The 18,325-nt window shown below is 67.3% G+C and carries 11 protein-coding genes; 2 read left to right on the forward strand and 9 right to left on the reverse strand.

Features of this window, described 5'->3' with window-relative positions:
- Positions 1 to 114: 114 nt before the first annotated feature.
- From carB to B5F40_RS03645, 7 genes are all read right to left on the reverse strand, one after another.
- Positions 115 to 3,339: a carbamoyl-phosphate synthase large subunit gene (gene carB / locus B5F40_RS03615; RefSeq protein ID WP_087193013.1), complete on the reverse strand. Its 3,225-nt coding sequence runs from the start codon at positions 3,337 to 3,339 to the stop codon at positions 115 to 117.
- A complete protein-coding gene (gene carA / locus B5F40_RS03620) occupies positions 3,339 to 5,051 on the reverse strand; it encodes a glutamine-hydrolyzing carbamoyl-phosphate synthase small subunit (RefSeq protein ID WP_239442894.1) in 1,713 nt (570 codons plus the stop codon). The genes carB and carA overlap by 1 nt, the downstream gene beginning before the upstream one ends.
- A 321-nt stretch (positions 5,052 to 5,372) precedes the next feature.
- A complete protein-coding gene (locus B5F40_RS03625; protein WP_162610872.1) occupies positions 5,373 to 6,005 on the reverse strand; it encodes a molecular chaperone TorD family protein in 633 nt (210 codons plus the stop codon).
- A 141-nt stretch (positions 6,006 to 6,146) separates the two neighbouring features.
- Positions 6,147 to 7,091 (reverse strand): NrfD/PsrC family molybdoenzyme membrane anchor subunit, encoded by a 945-nt coding sequence (nrfD, locus tag B5F40_RS03630; protein WP_239442895.1) that lies wholly within the window; start codon positions 7,089 to 7,091, stop codon positions 6,147 to 6,149.
- Positions 7,092 to 7,096: 5 nt separating this feature from the next.
- Complete coding sequence (locus B5F40_RS03635; RefSeq protein WP_087193016.1) at positions 7,097 to 7,720, reverse strand: 4Fe-4S dicluster domain-containing protein; 624 nt, start codon at positions 7,718 to 7,720, stop codon at positions 7,097 to 7,099.
- A gap of 14 nt (positions 7,721 to 7,734) precedes the next feature.
- Positions 7,735 to 9,966, reverse strand: a complete 2,232-nt coding sequence (locus B5F40_RS03640) for a molybdopterin dinucleotide binding domain-containing protein (protein WP_087193017.1) — start codon at positions 9,964 to 9,966, stop codon at positions 7,735 to 7,737.
- A 111-nt stretch (positions 9,967 to 10,077) separates the two neighbouring features.
- Entirely contained in the window at positions 10,078 to 10,854 is a 777-nt protein-coding gene (locus B5F40_RS03645) for a Tat pathway signal protein (RefSeq protein WP_140396399.1), read from the reverse strand.
- 241 nt (positions 10,855 to 11,095) lie between these two features.
- Here B5F40_RS03645 and B5F40_RS03650 point away from each other — a divergent pair, with 241 nt between their 5' ends.
- Positions 11,096 to 12,604, forward strand: a complete 1,509-nt coding sequence (locus tag B5F40_RS03650) for a response regulator transcription factor (RefSeq protein WP_087193019.1) — start codon at positions 11,096 to 11,098, stop codon at positions 12,602 to 12,604.
- Between the two features lie 47 nt (positions 12,605 to 12,651).
- On the opposite strand, the gene B5F40_RS03655 is transcribed toward B5F40_RS03650, so the two are convergent.
- Both B5F40_RS03655 and B5F40_RS03665 read right to left on the reverse strand, forming a co-directional pair.
- Positions 12,652 to 13,635, reverse strand: a complete 984-nt coding sequence (locus tag B5F40_RS03655) for a DUF559 domain-containing protein (RefSeq protein WP_087193020.1) — start codon at positions 13,633 to 13,635, stop codon at positions 12,652 to 12,654.
- Positions 13,636 to 14,567: 932 nt separating this feature from the next.
- On the reverse strand, positions 14,568 to 15,992 hold the full coding sequence (locus B5F40_RS03665) for a helix-turn-helix domain-containing protein (RefSeq protein ID WP_162610873.1): 1,425 nt from the start codon (positions 15,990 to 15,992) through the stop codon (positions 14,568 to 14,570).
- 431 nt (positions 15,993 to 16,423) lie between these two features.
- On the opposite strand from B5F40_RS03665, the gene B5F40_RS03670 reads away from it, so the two are divergent.
- Positions 16,424 to 17,893 carry an FAD-dependent oxidoreductase gene (locus B5F40_RS03670; RefSeq protein ID WP_162610874.1) on the forward strand — a complete coding sequence of 490 codons (1,470 nt, stop codon included), beginning with the start codon at positions 16,424 to 16,426 and terminating at the stop codon, positions 17,891 to 17,893.
- The last annotated feature ends 432 nt before the right edge of the window (positions 17,894 to 18,325 follow it).

Raw genomic sequence — 18,325 nt, forward strand, 5'->3', positions numbered from 1 at the left:
ATAAGATATCTTGCTAGATATCTTATCACCGAGCGTGTCACATGGCAAGTTCTTTGCGAGTTGCCGGCAACCGCGGATGGGCGAGGCTGCCGGCAACCGGTCATCAGCGTTTCGCTACCCCCACTGGGGAAGGTCCTGCAAGGCCACCACGGCGAGGCCGTTCGCGCGGGCCATCTCCATGCCGGCCACCATGGCCTGGGCGCCGGCCAGGTTCGTGACGTGGGTCACGCCGTGCTTCACGGCCTCCAGGCGCAACTCGTAGCCGTCGGCGCGCGTGGCGTGGCCGAACGGCGTGTTGATCATGAGCGCTATCTCGCCGGCGGCGATGCGGTCGAGCACGTTGGGCGCGCCCTCGTGCACCTTCTTCACTTCCTCGCAGTCCACGCCGGCCGCTCGCAGGGCGCGGGCCGTGCCACCCGTGGCCACCACCTTGAAGCCCAGGCGCACGATGTCGCGCGCGATGGACACGATGGCGCGCTTATCGCGGTCGCACACGCTGATGAACACGGTGCCGCCCTCGGGCAGCGCGTAGCTGATGGCCAGCTGCGTCTTGGCGAACGCGGCCGGGAAGTTGCCGGCGATTCCCATGACCTCGCCGGTCGACTTCATCTCGGGGCCGAGCACCGTGTCCGCGCCGGGGAAGCGGCCGAAGGGCATGACGGCCTCCTTCACGCTGTAGTGCTCGAGGCGGCGGTCGTCGGGAGGCAGGCCCAGGTCGGCCACCTTCTCCCCCGCCATGACGCGCGCGGCCATCTTCGCCAGCGGCACGCCCGTGGCCTTCGACACGAACGGCACGGTGCGGCTGGCGCGCGGGTTGGCCTCGATAATGTAGATGACCTGGTCTTTGATAGCGAACTGGATGTTGATGAGCCCCACCACGCCCAGGCGCAGCGCCAGGTCGCGCGCGACGGAGCGCAGCTGCGACACGAGCGCCTCGGACAGCGCGAACGGCGGCGTGCAGCAGGCCGAGTCGCCCGAGTGGATGCCGGCCATCTCGATGTGCTCGAGCACGCCGCCCACGTACACCTGGCTCCCGTCCGAGAGCGCGTCGAGGTCCACCTCCACCGCGCCCTCGAGGAAGCGGTCGAGGTACACCGGGTGGTCGGGCGAGATCTTCGCGGCCTCGGCCATGTACTTCTCCAGCTGGGCACCGTCGTACACGATGCCCATGCCGCGCCCGCCCAGCACGTAGCTCGGGCGCACGAGCAGGGGGAAGCCTATCTGGTCGGCCACGACGCAGGCCTCCTGGTAGGTGGAGGCCATGCCGGCGGCCGGGTAGGTGATGTTCAACTCGTCGAGGATGGCGCTGAAGCGGTCGCGGTCCTCGGCCAAATCGATCGCCTCCGGCGAGGTCCCCATGATGGGCACCCCCGCCTCCGCGAGCGCATTCGCCAGCTTGAGCGGCGTCTGGCCGCCCAGCGTGACCACCACGCCGTCCGGGCGCTCCACGTCCACGATGTCCATGACGTCCTCGAACGTGAGCGGCTCGAAGTACAGCTTGTCGGAGGTGTCGTAGTCGGTGGACACGGTCTCGGGGTTGCAGTTCACCATGATGGTCTCGAAGCCGGCCTCGGCGAGCGCGTAAGACGCGTGCACGCAGCAGTAGTCGAACTCGATGCCCTGGCCGATGCGGTTCGGGCCCGCGCCGAGGATCATGGCGCGGCGGCGCGTCTTGGGCGCGACCTCGGTCTCGTCGGCGTCGTAGGTCTTGTAGTGGTAGGCCGTGGAGCTGGGGAACTCGGCCGCGCAGGTGTCGACGGTCTTGAACGCCGGCCTCACGCCCAAAAGCTTGCGGCACGTGCGCACGGTGAGCTCGTCTGAGCCCGTGAGGTGCGCGATCTGCGCGTCGGAGAGGCCCATGCGCTTGAGCAGGCGGAACGCGTCGGCATCCAGCTCGTCGAGGTGCATGCCGCGCAGGTTCTCCTGCACGCGCACGATGTCGGCCATGCGCGAGATGAAGAAGGGGTCGATGCCCGTGGCCGCGCATACGCGCTCCACCGTCCAGCCGCGGCGCAGCGCCTCGGCCAGGTAGAACACGCGGTCGGCCGTGGGGCGCGCCACGAGGTCGTCGAACGCCTCGCCGTCCGGCAGGCCCGCGTCCTTCCCGTCCGCGCCCAGGCCCGAGCGTCCGTTCTCCAGCGAGCGCATGGCCTTCCCCAGCGCCTCCTCGAACGTGCGGCCGATGGCCATGATCTCGCCCACGGCCTTCATGCGCGTGGACAGCGTGTCGTCGGTGCCCTGGAACTTCTCGAACGCGAAGCGCGGCACCTTCACCACGCAGTAGTCGATGGAGGGCTCGAAGCACGCCGGGGTGGCCTTCGTGATGTCGTTCACGATCTCGTCGAGCGTGTAGCCCACGGCCAGCTTCGCCGCCGCCTTCGCGATGGGAAAGCCCGTGGCCTTCGACGCGAGCGCCGAGGAGCGCGACACGCGCGGGTTCATCTCGATCACGATCATGCGGCCGTTGTCGGGGTTGACGGCGAACTGCACGTTGGAGCCGCCCGTCTCCACGCCGATCTTCTCCAGGATGGCGAGCGACGCCGCGCGCATGCGCTGGTACTCCACGTCCGAGAGCGTCTGCGCGGGCGCGACCGTGATGGAGTCGCCCGTGTGCACGCCCATGGCGTCGAAGTTCTCGATGGAGCACACGATGATGCCGTTGCCGGCATGGTCGCGCATGACCTCCATCTCGTATTCCTTCCAGCCCTCGATGCTCTCCTCCACGAGCACCTCGCCCGCCGGCGACAGCTCCAGGCCCTGCCCCACGATCTCGTGCAGCTCGGCCTGATCGTGCGCGATGCCGCCGCCCGCGCCGCCGAGCGTGAACGAGGGGCGCAGCACCACCGGGTAGCCGAGCTCGGCCACGATAGCCTCGGCATCGGCGATTGAATAGGCGTAGCCGCTTCGCGACGTCTCGATGCCGAGCTCGGCCATGCACTCGTTGAAGAGTTTGCGATCCTCGCCGCGCTCGATGGCGGCCAGGTCGCAGCCGATCATCTCCACGCCGTACTTGTCGAGGATGCCGGCGCGCGCCAGATCGACGGCCGTGTTGAGGCCGGTCTGGCCGCCGAGCGTGGGCAGGAGCGCGTCGGGGCGCTCCTTCGCGATGACCTGCTCCACGAACTCGGGCGTGATGGGCTCCACGTAGGTGCGGTCGGCCAGGCCCGGGTCGGTCATGATGGTGGCGGGGTTGCTGTTGACCAGCACCACGCGGTAGCCGTCGGCTTTGAGCACCTTGCACGCCTGCGCGCCCGAGTAGTCGAACTCGCACGCCTGCCCGATGACGATGGGTCCGGACCCGATGACGAGGATGGTCTTGATGTCGTCGCGCTTAGGCATTAGTCCTCCCCTCCTGCCTGACGGCTTCCTGTGGCGGGCATCTTGCCTTTCAGAACCTGCGGCTGCTCGCACGCGGCGCGAAGGCCGCTTAGCTCGTCGGATCGGCCGCTCGGTCGGGAATCGTGTTTGTCAACAAGCCGCTGGCTTGTTGACTCGAGGCATTCTGCTCCGCCACAGGAACCCTGCTCCTTTGCCGCGGCCCCCGCCGCGGTGGCGGCTTGTCCACCGAACGTCCAGCCGGCGAGGCGGTCGGCGGCGATGTCGATGTCGAGGTAACCGCCCGTTTCGTACAGGTCAGGCAGCGTCAGCGAGGGTGCGGCTGGCGCCCCAGATTGCCCTGATGCAAAGCTGGACTGGACTTTGGTCCGTCCAGCCACAGCAGAAGGGCAAGATGGGGCGCCGGCCGCGGCCGCAGCGTCGACCGATCCGCCGTTCGTCAGAACGGCGGAATCCATCAAGCGGCCGAAGGCGGTGAACAGGTAGTGGGCGTCGGTGGGGCCGGGCGAGGCCTCGGGGTGGTACTGCACGCTGAACGCGGGGATGTCGAGGAAGGCGACTCCCTCGGCCGTGCCGTCGTTCAAGTTCACGTGCGTGAGGCGGATGCGGCCGAAGCGCGGGTTGTCCACGACCGGCGCGATACCGGCGCGCGCCCAGAAGCGCAGGTCGTCCTCGTGGCGCGCCAATCCGCCCGAGAGCTCCGGCACGAGCTCGCCCAGGCTCGGGAACAGAAGGCCGAAGCCGTGGTTCTGCGCCGTGATCTCCACGCGGCCGGTGAGCAGGTTCATCACGGGGTGGTTGCCGCCGCGGTGGCCGAACTTGAGCTTCTCGATGGCGGCGCCGGCGGCCTTCGCGATCATCTGGTGCCCGAGGCAGATGCCGAACACGGGCACCTGGCCCAAGAGCTTCTCCACCTGCGAGTAGGTGCCCTCCACGGCCTCGGGGTCGCCGGGACCGTTGGACAGGAACACGCCGTCGGGGGCCATGGCCAGCACCTCTTCCGCCGGCGTGTCCCACGGCACGACCGTGAGCTCGCAGCCCGAGCGCACGAGGTTCTGCAGGATGGAGCGCTTCGCGCCGCAGTCGTAGGCAACCACGCGGTGGCGCGCAGGCACTGGCGGCGCGACGGCGAACGCATGGCTCGCAGGCAGGTCGCCTGCGCCCACGGCGTACGGCTTCTCGCACGACACCGTGGCGGCGAGGTTCTGCCCCACGAGGGGCTCGCTCGCGCGCACCTTGCGCAGAAGGCTCGCCTCGTCCACGTCGACGGTGGAGAGCACCGCGCGCTGGGCGCCGCAGTCGCGCACGTGGCGCACGAGCGCGCGGGTGTCCACGCCCTCCACGGCCACCACGCCGTGATCGCGCAGGTAGTCGGGCAGGCTCTGCCTGCTGCGCCAGTTCGAAGGCGCCGTGCACATATCGCGCACCACGAGGCCGCGCAGCGCGGGCTCGCCCGCCTGGGCGTCATCCTCGTTCACGCCGTAGTTGCCGATCTGCGGATACGTCATGGTGACGATCTGGCCGGCGTAGGACGGGTCGGTCACCACCTCAAGGTAGCCCTCGAGCGACGTGTTGAAGCAGATCTCGCCGTACACCTCGCCTTCGGCGGCGCATGACGTGCCGCGGAACGCCGCGCCGTCCTCCAGCACGAGCATCGCCGGCCGCGGCGAGGGCTTCGACGTGCCCTCCAAGAGCTTGTTCGCTATCTCGCTCAAAATCTTCCTTCCGCTCGGGCAGCAGATACGAAAAACGCCTTCGTCGGGGACAAAGGCGCACGTGATCCTGGGAAAGCTCTGCTGCGCACCTTGTCGGTCTCTCCGTACCGCCTTAAAGGTCGAGGGTCAGTATACGACTTTTACGAGGATTATGAGCGCAATTTGCATTATTTTCGGTGTTTCGGCAAGAAATATGCAGTTATGCGAAAAGGAGGCGGAAGAGTGCCCGTGGCTCAGCGTCTGTTGATCGGGATCTCGAGCATCGGCGACCCGCCATCACGCGGCGAGCCGCCAGCAGGGAACCCTTCGCGAGGGGCAAGCCTACCCGGCGATCGACCCAACCGCATCGGCGGCCAGGGCGGCGGCGCGGGCGTAGAGGTCGTCGTCGCCGGCCGCCAGCAGGCGGGCGGCCTTCGGCAGCCACGCGTTCGCATGCTCGCGGGCGAACTGGCACAGCAGCTCCGCCGCGCGCTCGGACGCCGCCGGGTCATCCCCCGCCGCTTCGGAGGCCGCGCGGGCCAAAAACGCCATGAACGCGAGCTCGGCGGCCAGCGAGTCGGGGTGCAGGCTGCCCACGGCCGGGCCGAATCCCGCGAGCGCCCGGTAGTCGAAGCCGACGGCCCGGTAGCACTTCAGCACGTGGTCGGCCTGCGCGCCCGAGGCGGGCGCGTACCGCACGCGGCCCCCCTCTTCGGCCGCACCGCGCACGCTGCACTCGGAGAGCGGCACGTAGAGCGGGCTCGTGGGCACGAAGAAGCGCTCGCTGTAGCGCTGCCGCAGCGCCTCGTCGGCCACGACGCCGTCGAAGCGGCCGTCGCCGAGCGCCTGCGCCACGCGGGCCACGTCGTCCACGATCTGCGCGGAGGGCTCGTTCAGGAACGCCTCGGCGCAGGCCTCGGCGATGACGGCGAAGCCGCGCAGCTCAGCGGGAGAAAGGGGCGTTGCATCGTCCATGGGAAGTACCTCCATTGTTTTGAGGAAAACGGGTCCGTCCGGTACGGCCGGCGGGCGCCCTCCCGAGCGTCCGCCGGCCGTACCGGGCAAGAACGGGCGGGGGCGAGGGCCCGCAGGCCCCCGCCCCCAGCATAGCATACGCTAGGCGAACACGACCGCCAGCGCGGCCATGATCACCAGGTAGCGCAGCATGAAACCGCCCACGAGCACGCCGGCCTCGCCCACGAGGGCGAGCGCCTTGCCCGAGCCGGCCGCTGCGGCAGCAGCGGAGCCGTCCGGACCGGCGGCCGGGGCGGCAGCGCCAACGACCGCAGCAGCCTTCGACGCGCCTGCACCACGATGCCGCGCGAGCTCGAGCGCGAACGGCAGCACCAAGCCCACGACCACGAACCCGAGCCAGAACGGCACGGCGTAGGCACCGGACACGAGATTCGCCACCGAGGTCGCGCCGGCTGCAGCCGCCGAGCCCGGCGCGCCGGCCGTCACGGCCAGCAGCACCGCGACCAGCACCAGCTCCAGCACCGGCAGGACGAGCCCCGCCTTGGGCAGGAACGGCAGCGCCTCCACCTCGCCGGGCGCCGCAAGGTACGTGACCAGCAGCACCGCGGCGATGCCGGTGGAAGCGGCCGACACCACGAACAGCAACGGCAGGATGGCCATGTTCCACAGCGGGAACGCGAGGCCCGCGTCGCCCAGCAGCACGCCCGTGTAGGCGGCCACGCACACGGCCAGCACCATGCCGACCACGTCGAGCGCCTTCGGCGTCTTCTTGCGCACGAGCAGCAGCGCCAAGTCCACCACGCTCACCGCCAAGAACACGCTCAAGATGATGACGCCCCAGGCCATGACGGAGTTCAGGTTGGACACCAGCAGGAAGAAGCGCAGCGGGTTGGCGAACCCGGCCTTCGCATCGACCACCAGCACGAGCGTGCCCACGGCCACGGCCACCGGCGCGATGACGAACGCGATCCTCTTCATGCGCGGCGCCGGGGTCTTGGCCCAGTTCGTGAGCGCGCCTAAGACGAACACCCCGGCACCCAGGCCGGCCAGGAACAGGTAAACAGCTATGAATGCATCCCAAACCATCTTCATCACCCCTCGTACGGCTTCATGACGTTGCCGCCACGGTGGATGGCGGACGCGACCGGCATGGCCTCGGTTTCCTTGAGTCCGATATAGTACAGCGAGGGGTTAAGCCCCAGGTCCTCGTACAGGACGTCGCCGCCGTTCGCCTCGGCCAGGCGCTTCGAGATGTCGCTCTCCGGGTCGTTCAGGTCGCCGAAGGTGCGGGCGTATCCCACGCACGTGCCCACGCAGGCGGGCAGCAGGCCGGCGCTTGTGCGGTGATGGCAGAACGTGCACTTCTGCACCTCGCCGGACTCCAGCTGGTAGCGCACCTGGTACGGGCACGCCGCCATGCAGTACTTGCAGCCGATGCACCTGTCCTGGTCGATCTGCACCGTGCCGTCCTCGGCGCGGTAGCTCGCGCCTGTGGGGCACACCTTCACGCAGGGCGCGTCGGCGCAGTGGTTGCACTGCTTGGGCACGTTCGCGCGGGCGATGCGCCCGTCGGGACGCTCCACGTCGAAGCTCTCGATCCAGGTGTTGAACGCGCCCAGGGGCACGTCGTTCTCGCGCTTGCAGGCCACGGTGCACGCGTTGCAGCCGATGCACAGGGAGAGATCGATCAGCATGCCAAGCTTTTTCTCGTTCATGATCGCTTACCCCCTTAAGCCTTCTCGATTTTGAACATGCCGCCGCAACGGCCGGGCGACGCCGCGTCGTTCTCGGCGATGATGCTGATGACGTCATCGCCGGTGACGCCCGTGACCGTGGGGTCGAGCATCTGGTGGATGCGCACGCCTGCCGCGATGGCCGGGTCGCCCTTCGTGGCCTTGCCGTCCACCTCGATGTCCTGGGCGCCGTAGTTCTGGTGCTCGTAGCCGAACGCGAGCGCGAACGCACCCTTCACCTGTCCGGCGCGCACCATGGCGACGCCCTCGCTCACGTCGCCGAGCGGCGTGGTGGCGCATACCTTGTCGCCGTCCTTGATGCCCAGATCGGCCGCGTCCTCGCGGTTGAGCTCGATGTAGTTGTGGCTGCACAAATCGCGCATGACCGGGCTGTTCGACAGCATGGAGATGGAGCGGAAGCGCGGCTTGTGCTCCGAGGCGGAAAACGGGTACTCCTCGCGCGAGAAGTGGTCCTCCATGGGAGAGAGGTCGGTGAACGTCTCGGGGTTGTAGCGCAACGTGCCGGGCAGCTGCTTTCCCGAGTAGCAGTTCTTGTTCGTCGCGCGCTTCTCGCTGTAGAAGTACGTCTGGTTCTCGTCCTGGTACCCGCGGCTGCGCCTCCCGTCAGCGTCGTGCACGTAGGACATGGGCCAGTAGCGCCCTCCGCGCGAGAGCACGCTCTGCACCTTGGGCCACTCCTCGTCGGACACGGCCGCCTTGAAGCTGTCGGGCAGCTCGTCGAGGCCCTGGAGGTGCGCTTCCTGCGCGTCGATGTCGGCCACCGGCTCCTCGGCGTAGGCCAGGTTCGCGACCGCCTTCAGGTAGAAGTCGGCGGCATCGCGCAGCGGCCACGCCTTGCCGTCCACGTCGTGCAAGGCGCCCTCGCCCCATCCGGGCAGGCCGCATGCCTCGGCCACGTCGGCCAGAAACGTCTCCCAGCTGGCATGGCGCCCGTCGGCCAGCTTCATGCTCTCCGGCTCCTTCACCTGCCAGCGCACGGTGGTGCCGTAGCCGGTGAACGTGGTGCCCGTGGTGGGCAGGCCGAAGCTCTCGTAGGGGGTGACGTCGGGCACGATGTAGTCGGCGTACTGGGCGTGCTCGCCCACGAACACGTCGCACACGATGTGCAGCGGCAGCACCTCGGGGTCGCACAAACGCTCCACGACCTCGTCGCGCATGGCGCCCGGCGTGGCCTGGATCGTGTTGCACATGAAGGAGGTGAGGATCTTCGCCTGGTAGGGGTACTTGTTCACGATGGAGAGCAGCGCCTGGCTGTCGGAGGCCGCGCCGTTGGCGAACCAGGGCATGAGCGGCTTGGGGTCCTTCTCGCCGGCCGCCACGCGATTCTTGTACTCGTCGGTCTTCTCCCAGGCCTTCACCGTGCGCGAGATGTAGCACGCGTTCTTCGTGGAGACGTCGGGCTTGCCCTCGATGGCGCCCAGCTTGTAGCGCGCTCCGTTGCCCGTCGTCGTAGGTGCCGGGCTGTTGGGGGCGTTGCCGCCGATCATCTGGTTCGCGCCCACGATGGCATGGAGCACCGCAGCCCCCATGACCGTGTCGATGCCGTTGACCGAGGCAGCCGAGCCGCCCTTGTGGCAGATGCCCACGCGGGTGCCGTGCGAGGTGTACTCGCGGGCAATGCGCTCCAGGTCCTCCACGGACACGCCGGTGATCTCGGCGTACTCGTCCATGGTGTACTCGTTCACCGTCTCGGTGAGGAGCGAGAAGCCGGTGCGCACCGCGACGCCGTTCACCTCGCCCTCGAACTCGAGCGTGCCCTTGCTGCACGCGGAGTGCAGCGTCGGCTGCCCGGTGGCGGCGTCGATGACCACGTACTGCTCGACCGCCTTGCCGTCCTTGTCCTTCTCCTCGGGCGCGTCGATGCCGGCATCTGCCGCGCGCATGAGCTTGCGGTAGTTCGGATGGTTCTCGTCGACGATGACCAGGTACGTGGCGTTCGTGTAGGCGCCGTACCCGCCCTCAACGGCCGCCTTCTGGGTGGTGAAGGAGATGGCGTCGGCGTTGTAGGTCTTGTCGGCGATGATCTTCTGCACGAGCGCGGCGCAGAACGCGGCGTTCGTGGCGGGCTTGATGGGTATCCAGTTGATGCCCGGGATGGTGGGCGTCACGGAACCGTTGGCGAGCGTGCAGTCGAGCACGTCGATCTTGAGCTTCCCGGCCGCGAGGTTCTTGAGCGTGCGCTTGCCGGAGCTCTGGAAGTTGATCATGCTGCCGCCCGGGAAGGCGCCCAGCCAGATTGCGTACTCGGCCTCCTCCGGCTCGGGGGTGAGGCCGTTCTTACCTGCTTGTGCCAGCGAACTCGCTGAGTTGGCGACCGCTCAACTGCTTGAGTGCCCGTAGGCGTTTATCGTGCCGAACGTCGAGGCGAAGCGGCTGCTGAAACTGCCGCGGCCGTCCGAGCGGCTGCCCAGCATGACCAGCTGGTTTGACACGGGGCCGAGGCCCGGCTCGTCGGGGTTCATCGGCGTCTTCGTATCATGGAGCTCCTTGAAGCCCATGACCTCGCGGTCCTCGCCGATCTCGGCGAACAGCTTGCCGCCTTCCGTGACCTCCTTGATGAGCTGGTCCCAGCCGATGGCCTTCCACTTGCCCTCGCCGCGCTTGCCGGCGCGCTTGAGCGGCACGGTGATGCGGTCGGGCTGGGTGTAGCCGTCCAACGTGCCGTTGCCGCGGCCGCATATGGTGCCGCGCAGCTGGTTGCCCTTGCCGTTGGCGTAGCTTAGGGACTGGTACGCCTCGGTGAGGGGCGCCTCGAAGTCCAGGAACGGGTACGCATCGGCCGGGTTGTAGGGGTTGCCGCCCACGCCCAGCACGCTGCCCGTCTCGCGGTCGAGCTTCACGCGGTTGCCGCACGAGCAGTAGCACCCCACGCAGCCGGAATAGCGCACGAGCACGTCCTCGTTGACGGTCACGTCGCCGGTCTTCGGGTCGACGCTCGCCTCGACGGGCTTGCCCTTGGCCGGTGCCGGGAACGCCGACTCGGCCGCGACGGCCGCGGTCGGCTGGCTGCCGAGCGCGGCGCCGGCAACCGACAGCGCGCCCAGGGCGCCCATCGCGCTGACGAACGTGCGTCGATCGATGTCCATAGATCCCATACTCTCCTCCTTATTATTAGGAAACGAACACGACGGCCTTCGAGTTTAGAAAGGTATTCGACCCGCTTCATCACCTGATCGAGGCGTTTAGGCAGGAAAGCCTCTCCCAAACATCCCACCTGATCTAGGTGAAGTTTTTGTTTCTCCTGATCAAAAGCTTGCCGAGTAAACCAGAACTCCCGGGTTGCCCGCAAGTCGCACGCGAGCCTGTACTATAATCGGAGCGGGGAGGTGAGAGTATTTGATACAGCACTATCGGCGGAACCTTCCGCTGTACCGGCGCGAGACCATCGGCTTCGCCCTCTTTCTGGGCTGGACGTTCTGCACGCTGTTCGGCTGCGGACTGGCCACGCACGACGCCGCCATCGACGGCACGCTGACGAACTACAATCTGGAGCGCATCTGGATGGTGAGCGGCCTGTTCGAGGGCCTTGGCGGGCTGAGCGGCATCGTGGCGGCGCGCCTGGCGCCCGACCCTGCGGCGCTCGTGCACCGGCGCGGCTTCGGGGCCGCCGCGCTCGCCTGCGCCGTGGCGGGCAACCTGCTCATCTGGCTCGCCTGGACCGACCGGTTCGGCACCGTCTGGGCGCTCCACGTGCCGGGCGGCGCCCTCACGGGCATCGCCGTGGCGCTGTTCGCCATGCTGTGGAGCGACCGTCTGGGCTCCTACGACGAGGCCCACGTCGAGTTCGCCACACCCCTGTCGTTCACGGTGGCCTTCGCACTGTACTTCGTGCTGCTGCTCACGAAGCGAGGCTCCATCCCCTTCCTCGTGCTGCTGCTCGCCATGATAGCGTTGTCGTTCTGGCTCGCCTGCCGGCGCCGCGGCGAGGGGCGCCCTCCGGCCCCGGCAGCCCGCCCGCAGCCACGCGTGAACCACGGGCTGCTCCCGTTCGGCGTGCTCGCATGCGCGTCATGGGTGCAAGTCGCATTTTTCCGCGTGCTGGCCACGCCGGAGACCATGGGCGATCGCATCGCCCACTTCCTCATACCGTTCACGTGCGCCTGCGCGCTGTCGCTCGTCATGTTGGCGCTGTGCCTGCGGCTGTCGCGCTACCTGAACATCTCGCTCGCCTACCGCTGGAGCCTGCCTCTGTTCATGCTGAGCTACGCGCCCATCCTCGTCGACTACGGCAACCCCTCCCTGCGCCTTGCGGCCTACGCCATCAACTTCCTGGGGATGTTCGGCGTGCAGTTCGGCTGCTGGCTGGGCGCTTGCAAGTACCTGCGGCGCACCGGCTCCCCGGCGCTCACCGTGTTCGGCGTGTACGCGCTCGGCGAAGGGCTCGGCATCTTCCTCGGCTGCCTCGCGGGGCTCTACGCCATGCCTTCGCTGGACGAGAAAGGGCTCATGGCGCTGTCGTCGGTGCTGCTCGCGATCGTGGCGTTCGCCATCATGGTCGCAGGCTTCAATCCGCAGTGGGTGTTCAACCGCGCCCGCGGTCGCGGCGAGGGCGACGCGGCGGGCGTGACGGCCGCAGACGGCGCGGGGCCCAACCTGGACGCCCTGTTCGAGCAGGAGGCCCGCGCGCTCCAGGCGTCCTTCGACCTGACGAGCCGCGAGACGGACGTGGCGGCGCTGCTCCTGGCCGGGCGCAGCCGCCCCTACATCCGCGACGAGCTCACCGTGTCCATCAACACGGTGAGCTCGCACGTGCGCAGCATCTTCTCCAAGTGCGGCGTGCACTCGCAGCAGGAGCTCATCGACCTCGCGCGCAAGGGCTCCGGGACGGGCGGCGAGGAGGCGTAGGCTTCGCCCGCGCAGCGTAGGCCCCGCCCGCGCGGATGCTTTCACCCTCACCCCACGCCGAGCCCCAGCTGGCGCCTGAGCTTGAGCTTGCGCGCATGGAGGTCGTCGATGCGAAACTGCGAGCGCTTGCCGAGATGCCGTCGTATCGTGCGGGCGATCGTCTCGGTGGCCGCGAGGCTGTCGAGCTCGTCGTTGGTGACGCCGATCACCGTCCATCCCATGGCCATGAGCGCGTTCGTCCTGCGCGAGTCCCTAAGGCGGCTCGCCTCGCCCTCGTGCGCGAAGCGGCTCTGGTACTCCACGTCGAGCCTCGCCTCCGGCCAGCACAGATCGCAGCGGAAGCTCGACCGCCCCGAGATGGCCCGCGCCGCCGGGCTCGCCCGCACCTCGAAGTTCATGCGGGGGATGCCGAGGCCCTCGCCGCCCTGGCGCAGCGGAAGGCCCAGCACGAGCGCCTGCTTCGTCTCGCGCGCCGAGGCGGAGCGGTCGGCCGCGTAACGCAGGATGCGCCCGAGCTTGCCTGCGCCGTCGAGCGAGGGGTTGCGCGCGACGAAGGCGCGCAGGTCGTCCACGCAGGCGAGCGGGGGCACGTTGTAGGCCGACCCGACGCCCGTGCGCCGCGTCTGGTACGTCCCGCACGCCTCGTACACCAGCTCGAGCAGGGCGATCGGGCTCTTCTCGCCCGCAGCGGCCTGGGCGAGGGCAAGGGCGGCGCCCGCCGAAAACGCGCCCTCCGCCAGACGGAGGAACTCCCTGCCCGCCAGAGACGCCGCGCACACGTGCTCGTGACAGTCGGGCGCCAAGCGTCGGCGCGCGGCCGTGGCCACGAGGACATGGACGGGCTGATCGATAAGGATGCCGCGATGCGCCGCTCGCAGGCGCTCGACGACCTCCGCGAGCTCAGCCGCGCTCGGGGCACGGTCCGGCAGCACGCGCGAGGGGCCTTGCAGCGGCGCGCGGCCGGCCGGGCTCGACGTCCGCAGCAGCTGGAGCGATGTTCGATGGCTGAAATAGACCCGTGTGCCCGCCATAGGCGCACTACCCCCTCGAAACGCCCTGTTCTGAGAGGATCTTGCAGGCGTGGTAAGGAAAGCGAGGGCATCGCCGCTTCCGCATGGGCGGCTCCCCTAGAGGGAGCGCGCCTGCACTGGCTCTTTGGTGCGCCCATGATACCACGCGAAAAACAGGAGCGCGAGTCACAGTTTTGGCCGCTCTGAAGCCTTTCCAGGCGCGAAAGGGCGTTTCCGAGAGGGCGGACGACGCATGCGGCCCATCGCCGCGCAGGCGACCTGGGGTTTCTCGGACAGGCCGCTCCGATGCCCCGTCAGCATCCCGCGAACGGGCTTCAGAGCGGCCAAAACTGTGACTTCGAGCGACCGGAATGCGAGAACCGACATCCGCGGCCAAAACCCCAGCATCCTCGAAGACGAGCAGGCTACGTCCGGCGACTCGCCAACGCTCCCATGACGACGAGCGGATCCGCGACGAGGCCCCTCTTCCTGCCCCTTCGCGCAAGAATCCCGATAAATGCGACGCACGCCGCCCCTCAGCGCACCCTGTCCGCGACCCCTCGACGACCGATTCGAGATGCCGACGAGCGTCCTGCAACCTATCCCGCTGTACGCCCCTGCATGAGAAACCGCTGCATGCCGAACTCGCAATCCCTCAATGCATCCCACGCCCTTCCCCTCCCGGCGTTTCGCACGACAATCTCGGGGACCGCGACGCCAGCGCTCCCTCGGCGACCGACTGCGACTCGGACGAACGTCCTGATCGCGACTCCCTCCACGCACCTCAGACTATGCCCGCTAACCTAGGCGACACGCCCCGTACGGCTTCGCCGCATGACCGGATCGCGATCCTTCGGCGCATCGCATTCCCGGCATCCCGTGCGAGAATCCCCATGAGCACCATGCACGCGATTCCTCGGTGCCCACTCGCGACCCTGCCGCCTTAAACCCCCTCAGCGATCCTTTAGCCCCTCGAGCAATTCCACAAGCTCCGCTTTACTATGGACCGAAAGCTTCGCGTAGATATTCTTAGCATGGAAGCGGACCGTGTCGATGGACAGGAAGAGCTTCCCTGCGATCTGAGGGTACGTGTAACCGCGCACGATATAGGAAACCACCTCCCTTTCCCGAACGGTCAGATCCCACTCCGAGAGATCGGGCCCTCCGTCCAAGGAACCCCGCCCGTCCGTCGACCCGGTCCCACCCTTCCTCAAGTCGCTGGATCTCCCCGTCAGAAGAAGGATCGTATACGCTAGCAGGACAAGGGCCATCGCGAACGACAGGGAGACGGCCGCAACATCCCCGAACGGAGAAGACTCGGGCGAGAAGCCAGGGGGAAGAGGCGCGTGCGAAACATAGGTGAGCAGCACAACGCAAAGCGACAGCACCGGCACTCGCGGAAGCCGGCGGTCGCGCACCAGATCGACCGAGTACATCCACAGGAACAGCGCCAAAGTGTCCTGCGTCGCCCGCAAAACCATGCCCGACGCTTGCGGGTACGGATAGAAAAACGACGAGAACGCGAGCAGCCCGCATGCGAGCAAAAACGTGAACAAGGGCCACACAAGGGCAAGGCCGCCCCTTTTGCCCAAAAGGCACAGCATGGACACGACGGCGAAGATGGCGAGGTACAGAAAGGGCCAACATGCGTTGAAGGAGTACATCTCCGAGGAAAACCTCACCGGCACGATGAGCTCCGCGACCGCGCTCACGATGCAGCAAAGCACGGCGAGTCCCATCGTCTTCCAAGGGATCGCTCCCAACGACCGCTTGCCGCCGCCCTCCACAGCGGAAATCCCGCGCCCATGGCGTAAAAGGCTCGAAACGAGAGCGACGCCGCTTAATACAGGGAGCACGACGGCGGCGCACGCCAACATCCAGGAAGCGGCGTCCTGCATCGCCATGGCGTACACGCTGCCGGCAGCGAAGGCGCCGGACAGGGCGACGGCGGCGCGCCGAGGCTCCATCGCTGAAAGCGCGAGCCCCCATCCCACGTTGACGACGCCGCTCGCCGCACCGAGCACCGCTCCTCCGACGAAAGCCAACGCCTCCCAGTCGCCAAGCAAAGGGGACCCGCACACCGCCAGCAAGTTCCCCGCCGCCAGCGAGCACGTCGACGCTACAACGCAGCTGCGGCTCGACAGGATGCTCTCCCGGTCCGAACGCCGAAGGGTCGCAACCGCAACCACCGCCAAGGTGACGAGCAGCGCCGCCCGGGACGCCTCGTACACTCCAGTGCCGATATAGGCGAAGTCGCTGCGAAAGACAGTCCAGGTTGACTGCCGGAACGCCATGACGCCAACCAGGGGGATCAGAACCCCTCCCGCGAACTCCGCCGCCCTCGTAGCGTCCCGCTTTCGAGAAAACGGCCCTTCCATCCCCTTTCGCACCCCCCTTCCAAACGAGATTGTCGAAGGAAAGAGCCCCGCGCATCCCGGGACCCCTTTCGACCCATCCCGATCATGCGGTTTCCCAGCGCAGAATTCAAGCCACATGTTTCATGTGGCGCTCCGAGAGCTCCTTCCCGCTAGGATCGTCGCATTCGGCCGAAGGAGATGAAAACACGAGACGAACGGAGGATGCGATGAAACAGCGCTTGAGCGAACGCGACGATCAGACGATGTCGAGAAGGACGTTCCTTGGAGGATCACTCGCTTTTGCCGGCACGATGGGCATGGCCGCGCTCGGCGGCTGCCAACCTGTCGGGGCGAGAGCTCAACGGGATGCTGCCGAGCTCGGAGGGACGAACGGATCAGGAGCCTCTGAAGGAGGAAGCCCCCTCTCTTTCTTCGAACCGCCCCGAGGAACGGTGGCGTTCGAAGCCGATCAGGTGCCGGAGAACTCCATTGCGAAAACCGAGGAGGTCGATCTCGTTGTCTGCGGAGCGGGACTCGCAGGAGTCGTCCTCTCGCTGGCGGCGAGCGAGCGCGGACTCAAGACCGTCCTTCTGGAAAAGACCGCCGGCATGAACGTCCGCGGCAGCGGGATCGGCTCTTTGAGCTGCAGCGTCGTGAAGGAAGCGGGAATTGTTTTCGACGAGAGGGCCTATCTCGACGACGCGCTGAAAGCTGCCTTGTACCGGTGCGACGCGGAGATATGGAGAACATGGGTCGAGCGCAACGGCGAGGCGGTCGACTGGCTCATAGAAGCCACGAAGGATGCGATCACACCGTATCTGAACCTGCCAGACTCAGGTGCCGCCGTTGACACCTTCGGCGGCGTGAACACCTACAACGACACGATTGAGGCGAAGGAAGGCATGGTCGCCTGGGCACAGGCGGCGCTTGACAAGGCGATCGAAAACGGAACGAGCGTGCGGTACTCGACGCCTGCGGTGCAGCTCGTCCGAGAGCAGGACCGCGGAGTGACCGGCGTGGTGGCGAAGTCGATGGAGGACGGCTCCTATCTGAGGCTGACAGCATCGAAAGGCGTGGCGCTTTGCACGGGAGGCTACGAGAACAACCTCGAGATGCTTAGGGAGAACATGCGCCCCGAGGATCTCAACGTTGTGGCATGGCGCCTTCCGAACACCGAGAACACCGGAGACGGCCAGCTCATGGGTGAAGCGATCGGCGGCGTCCTGGAGCCCCGCCCACACATCATGATGCGCGACCCCGGCGGCTCAGCCGCCGCCCATTCCTCCATGACGTTCCTCTCGTGCCGCTGGCCGCGCGTCAACAAATTGGGGAAGAGGTTCGTGAACGAGTGCATATCCCACAACGACCTTGCAAATGCCTTCATGCGTCAACCAGGAGGCCGCGACTGGATCATCTTGGCCGGCCCCACGCTGAAGGAGGCGATGGAGGGCACCACCTACAAAGACCACACCCCCGGCGCCCGCAAGCAAACGGCCGAGCAGATCATCGAGCAAGCGAAGGACGTGATAGTGCAAGCCGACACGCTGGAGGAATTGGCGCAGGCCACAGGCATCGATCCCGAGAACCTCCAGGAAACCTGTCGGAGAATCACCGAACTTCACGCAAACGGCGAGGACGTCGACTTCGGAACCGATCCGGGCATGCTCATGTCGTTCGAAAGCGGGCCTTACTATGCGGCCGAAGAGGGGGCGTCCAACCTCGTCACCGTCTCGGGCTTGGTGGTCACGAGCGATTCTGAGGTGGTGGACGGCGACGGCCGGGCAATCCCGGGACTCTACGCCTTGGGAAACTGCTCGGGCGGGATGTTCAACGACTCCTACCCTCACGAGCTCAGCGCCATCAGCCACAGCAGATGCGTCGTGTTCTCCTACCTTCTCGCACGGCATCTGGCCGAAGCGTAGGCCCGAAAGCGACGGGCGGGCCGGGAGGCTCCACCAGCATATCGCGAACAAGCTTCAAAGCGGTCGAGGGCGCGGCCCCGGAAAACAGGGTCGCGAGTCACAGTTTTGGCCGCTCTGAAGCCTTTCCAGGCGCAAAAGGGCGCTTCCGGAGGCGCGAACGAAGCATGCGGCCCATCGCCGCGCAGGCGACCTGGGGTTTCTCGGACAAGGCGATCCGATGCCCCGTCAGCATCCCGCGAACGGGCTTCAGAGCGGCCAAAACTGTGACTTCGAGCGACCGTAATGCGAGAGTTCGTGCCGGTAGCGCGCCGCGGACCCGGCCACATGCCGAAGCTCGACGCGAACGCGGCGCCATCGTCACGCAAGCCGCACGGCGCGCAGGACGATGGCGCGCTGGCAGGACGATACGGCGACCTTAACGCGACGGAGGCC

This window comes from Gordonibacter sp. An230, from assembly GCF_002159915.1.
GTDB lineage: Bacteria > Actinomycetota > Coriobacteriia > Coriobacteriales > Eggerthellaceae > Rubneribacter.